This window comes from Cellulomonas biazotea, assembly GCF_004306155.1.
In the GTDB taxonomy this organism is placed as follows: domain Bacteria; phylum Actinomycetota; class Actinomycetes; order Actinomycetales; family Cellulomonadaceae; genus Cellulomonas; species Cellulomonas biazotea.
The window spans coordinates 1-4,885 of sequence record NZ_BIMR01000261.1 but is presented as its reverse complement, the minus strand read 5'-3'; the positions used below and the strand labels follow the sequence as shown (position 1 = coordinate 4,885).

Annotated in this window: 4 protein-coding genes and 1 pseudogene; 3 read left to right on the top strand and 2 right to left on the bottom strand. The window is 77.7% G+C overall.

All coding sequences use genetic code 11. The features are described from left to right. Positions 1 to 1,089, bottom strand: a 1,089-nt coding sequence (locus CBZ_RS15765) for an NAD-dependent epimerase/dehydratase family protein (RefSeq protein WP_130782448.1), incomplete at its 3' end; no start/stop codon positions are given. 64 nt (positions 1,090 to 1,153) lie between these two features. Here CBZ_RS15765 and CBZ_RS15760 point away from each other — a divergent pair. Continuing rightward, positions 1,154 to 2,551 carry a zinc-dependent metalloprotease gene (locus tag CBZ_RS15760; protein ID WP_130782447.1) on the top strand — a complete coding sequence of 466 codons (1,398 nt, stop codon included), beginning with the start codon at positions 1,154 to 1,156 and terminating at the stop codon, positions 2,549 to 2,551. Between the two features lie 271 nt (positions 2,552 to 2,822). Here the strand turns inward: CBZ_RS15760 and CBZ_RS15755 are convergent. Next, positions 2,823 to 3,425 (bottom strand): annotated as a pseudogene (locus CBZ_RS15755) (M48 metallopeptidase family protein); the annotation flags it as partial. A gap of 190 nt (positions 3,426 to 3,615) precedes the next feature. Here CBZ_RS15755 and CBZ_RS15750 point away from each other — a divergent pair. Together CBZ_RS15750 and CBZ_RS15745 are read left to right on the top strand one after the other, a co-directional pair. Then, positions 3,616 to 3,774 carry a DUF5679 domain-containing protein gene (locus CBZ_RS15750; protein WP_130782446.1) on the top strand — a complete coding sequence of 53 codons (159 nt, stop codon included), beginning with the start codon at positions 3,616 to 3,618 and terminating at the stop codon, positions 3,772 to 3,774. A 171-nt stretch (positions 3,775 to 3,945) separates the two neighbouring features. Beyond that, on the top strand, positions 3,946 to 4,885 hold a 940-nt coding region (locus CBZ_RS15745; RefSeq protein WP_130782445.1), incomplete at its 3' end, for a ThiF family adenylyltransferase.

The following is a 4,885-nucleotide window of genomic DNA, read 5'->3' as shown; positions in this document are numbered from 1 at the left end:
CGCCTGCCGCCACACCGCCGCGGTCCCGATGAGGGCGACCGCGGCCCCGGCCGCCCCCAGCGCGGCCGCGTCGCGCGACCCGACGCGTCGACCGGCGACCGCGACGCGACCCTGCACGCCCTCGAGCAGCACGTCGAGGCACTCCGGGCTCGACCACCGCGGCGTCCAGCCGGCCGCGAGCAGCCGGTCGGACGCGACCGTCCACGGGTAGACCACGAACGCGAGCTCGGACGCGGGCGCGGGCAGCACGCCGACCCGGTGCAGCCGCTCGGCCGTCCCGAAGGCCGTCGTCGGGGCGAGCTCGACGCGGCGCATCCCGGCGGCGGCCTCGACCTGCGACGGGGACAGCACATCGATGGCGCCGACGGTCAGCGCCCCGGTCAGGCCGTGCTCGACGGCGAACCGGGCCGCGGACGCGACGTCGTCGACGTGCACGAACTGCCACTGCCGCACCGCCCCGCGCACGGTGAGCAGGCGCGGCGCCTCGAAGTGGCGCGTGACGAACGTGTCGACGCCGGGCCCGACGAGCGCCGCGGGCCGCAGCACGGTGACGAGCGGGGTCCGGCGGCGCGCGGCGCGGGCGACGACGGCCTCGACGGCGACGAGCTCGGCGACGAGCCCGTCCCGGGGGGCGTCGGTGCTGCGGGGCAGCGGGTCGCGGTCGTGCACGACCGGACGGTCGGGCGCGGCACCGTGCACCACCGCCGAGCCGACGACCACCACGTGCCGGACGCCGACCGCCCGGGCGGCCGCGAGCACGTGCTGCGCCTGCGCGACGGCGGCGGCCTGCCGGTCCCGCGGCGAGGGGCCGGCCTGCAGCGCGAGGTCCCCGGTGTGCGCGACGAGGACGACGACGTCCGCGCCGACCAGCGCGCTCTGCGGCTCCTGCTCGGGCAGCTCGTCCACGGCCCGGGCGTCCTCCCATGCGGCGCGCACGGCGGTCGCGACGGGACCGGTGCCCACGACGACGACCCGGTCCGGGGCGCGCCCGTCCGCACCGGCGTGCTCCGTCCCGCCGTCCGTCACGTCGTCCCGCCCGGCGCGCCGACCCCCGGCCGTGCGCCCTGAGCGAACCTGCCCGCTCACCATCCCTCGTTCCTGCGCTGCGTGGTTACCGTGGTCGCAGCCGGCCCCATCGTCGCAGGAGGACCCCGTGAGCCCCGACAACCCCGCCGTGCCCGGGCCCGACGGGCCCGAGAACCCCGCCTGGGAGCAGATGCTGCGCGCCATGCTCGGGGAGGGCGCCGACGACGCGATCCGCGAGATGCGCGCGCGCGGCTTCGACCCCGCCGCGATGGCCTCGGCGTCCGGGCTGCCCGACGACCCGCGCGTGGTCGAGCAGGCCGTCGCGCAGATCCGCCGGCTGCTCGCCGCGTCGGGCGACGACCCCGTGAACTGGCAGATGGCGCACGACCTGGCCCGCCAGCAGGCGTCGGTCGGCGGCGACCCGTCGCTCACGCCCACGCAGACGCGCGAGGTTCACGAGGCGCTGTCCGTCGCCGAGCTCTGGCTCGACGCGGTCACGGACCTCCCGCCCGCGGCCGGGACGCCGCACGCGTGGAGCCGCGCCGAGTGGGTCGAGGCGACCCTGCCGACGTGGCGCACGCTCACCGAGCCCGTCGCGGCGTCGCTGTCCTCCGCGCTCGTCGACGCGCTCGGGTCCAGCCTGCCCGAGGAGGCCGCCGACGCGCTGCCCGGCGGGCTCGACCCGTCGCTGCTGCTGCGCCAGCTCGGCTCCGCGGTGTTCGGCATGCAGGTCGGCCAGGGCGCGGGCACGCTCGCGCGCGAGGTCTTCGGGACGACGGACATCGGCCTGCCGCTGCTCGACTCCCCCGCCCCGGCGCTCGTGCCCGCCAACGTCGACGCGTTCGCCGAGGGGCTCGACGCGCCGCCGGACGAGGTCCGCCTGTTCCTCGCGCTGCGCGAGGCGGCCGCGACGCGGCTCTTCACGCACGTGCCGTGGCTGCGCGCGCACCTCATGGCGACCGTCGAGGCCTACGCGCGCGGCATCTCGATCGACGTCGACCAGCTCGAGGAGGCCGTCCGGTCCATCGACCCGACGGACGCCGCCGCGCTGCAGGCCGCCCTGTCCGGCGGGGTGTTCGCCCCGCACACGACGCCCGAGCAGCGCGCTGCGCTCGAACGGCTCGAGACCGCCCTCGCGCTCGTCGAGGGCTGGGTCGACGAGGTGACGGCCGCCGCCGCGATCGCGCACCTGCCGCACACCGTCGCGCTGCGCGAGATGATCCGGCGCCGTCGCGCGGCCGGCGGGCCCGCGGAGCAGGCCTTCGCCAACCTGGTCGGCCTCGAGCTGCGCCCCCGGCGCCTGCGGGACGCGTCCGCGCTGTGGGCGCTGATCGCCCGCGACAACGGGCCGTCGGCCCGCGACGCCGTGTGGGACCACCCCGACCTCATGCCGACGACCGAGGACCTCGACGACCCCGCGGGCTACGCCGCGCGGCGTGCCACGGCCGTCGACGACGCCGCCGAGGTCGACCGCGCCCTGGCGCAGATCCTCGGCGAGGACCCGCAGACACCCCGCGAGGACTGAGGCTCCGCGCCCGCGCGGTCAGCCGCCGCGCGGGCGGACGGCCCCGGCCCCGCCGACGCGCAGGGCACCGAGGTCCGCACGGGTGCGTCAGGACGACGAACGCACGGGTGCGTCTGGCAGGACGACGACCGCACGGGCGCGTCCGTCAGGACGGGGTCTCCGCGCCGACGGCGTCCTCCGGGACGGTCTCCGCCACGACGGTCTCGACGGCCAGCAGGTCCTCCAGCTCGGCCTCGGTCCCGCGCCCGACGGGGCGCCGGGTGCGGCCGGTCGTGTCGTCGGCGGGCTCGTCGGCCGACCCCGCCGGCTCGTCGTCGACCGCCGCACCGGGGCGCGTCGGGTGCTCGCCGCTCTCGTCGTCACCGCGGTCGGCCGCGTAGGCGACCCCCTCGAGGAAGCCGCGCGCCCGCTGCGTGCGCGGGTACGCGTCGAGCTCCGCCCAGAAGTCCGGGCCGTGGCCGGCGTGCAGCAGGTGCGCGAGCTCGTGCAGCAGCACGTAGTCGACGACCCAGCGCGGCATCCCGCGCAGGCGGTCGGACAGCCGGATCGTGCCGTCGCTCGGCGTGCACGACCCCCAGCGACGCCCCTGGTTCGTGGACCACGCGACGCTCGTCGGCCGCGCCCGGCCCCCGAGGTACCGGGTGGACAGGTCGGCGGCGCGCGCGGCCAGCTCCTCGTCCGAGGGTCGGCGACGTCGCTCCTGCGCCGCGAGCCGCGTGAGCATGCGGCGGACCCACTCGTTCTCCTGCGCGCGCGTGAACCGCGCCGGGATCGCCACGACGGTCCGCTCACCCTCGCGCCACGCCGTGACGGTGCGCGCGCGCCTGCGTGACCGGCGGACCTCGACCTGCGACAGGTCGTACGTGGGGTGCACACCTGAACGCTAGCCCTCCGCACCCCCGCGGGCCTGCTCTTCACCCGCCTGCGCGCGGCGCGTCCCGCATGATCACGGGCCTGCGCACCCCTCCCGCCGCTACTGTGGACGACGCTCGGGCCTTCTCCGCGAAGCGTCCGGCCGCCGGCACCGTCTCCCGGTCCGGTGCTCGACACCGACGGAGGACCACATGGCCGACACGTATGCAGGCGAGTTCTACTGCGTGAAGTGCAAGGAGAAGCGCGAGGCGGAGGGCGAGGTCGTCATCTCCGAGTCCGGGCGACGCATGGCGAAGGCGACCTGTCCCGTGTGCGGCACCAAGCTCAACCGCATCCTCGGCAAGGCCTGAGCCTCGTCACCTCGAGGGCGCCGTCCGGTCGGGCGGCGCCCTTCGTATGCCCTGACCTGGTACGACGGCGGCGCGCGGCGGGTCCGGCGGCGCGGCGGCACAGGCTGTGGACGGCGTCCGCGGGCCTGCCGTCGGCGGTGCGACAGTGGCGCCACCGTCGAGGAGGAGCCCATGCGTCTGCGTCCTGGCCTGCGCGTCCTGCGCCGCAGCACCACCGAGGTGCAGGTCGGCACCGACCCCCGGTGGGCCGTCCGGCTGGTCGACCTGACGCCCGCGCAGGTGCACGCCCTGACCTCCCTCGACCACACGGGCGACCTGCGTGCGCCGGAGCTCGCCCCGCTGGTCGGGCTCCTCGACGAGGCAGGCCTGACGACGCGCGCGGCCGCCCGCCGCGTGACGACCGGGCCGCCCGGCGCCGACGCCGACGCGTGGTCGCTGCTCCTCGCCGACGGCGACGGGGCGAGGCTCGTCGCGGCGCGCACCGAGCGCGCGGTGGGCGTCGTCGGGCTCGGGCCCACCGGCCTCGGCACGGCAGTCGCGCTCGCTGCCGCCGGGGTCGGCCGCGTGCTGCTCGACGACGACGGCCCGGTGCGATCGACGGACGTCGGCCCGTGCGGCTACCGGTGGGGCGACATCGGCGCGGACCGGGCCGTCGTCGCTGCCCGCATCCTGCGCGACACCGCTCCCCGCGTCCGGGTCGACGGCACCGAGCCGCCGGACCTCGTCGTCGTCGTGGAGCACGGCGCGGCGGACCCGGCCCGCTCGACGGTGCTCCTCGGCTCGGGCACCCCGCACCTGTCGGTCGTGGTGCGCGAGGCGGACACCGTCGTCGGTCCGCTCGTCGTCCCCGGTGGTGGACCGTGCCTGCGGTGCCTCGACCTGCACCGCGCGGACGCGGACCCGGCCTGGCCGACACTCGTCGCCCAGCTCGGTGCGACCCGCGGACCGCGTGGCGCTGCACCCCGGGACGCGGTGGAGGTCGGGGTCGTCGCCGGGACGTGCGCGGCGCTCACGGCGGCCGCGGTCCTCGCGCACCTCGACGGTGTCGAGCGTGCGCGAGCCGGCGTCACCTACGAGGTGGGCGTGCCCGACGCGGTCCCCCGGGTACGCG

Bases quoted from the DNA above. Each gene is read 5' to 3' on its own strand.
- CBZ_RS15750 (WP_130782446.1), top strand. From the start codon at position 3,616: ATGGCCGACACGTATGCAGGCGAGTTCTACTGCGTGAAGTGCAAGGAG.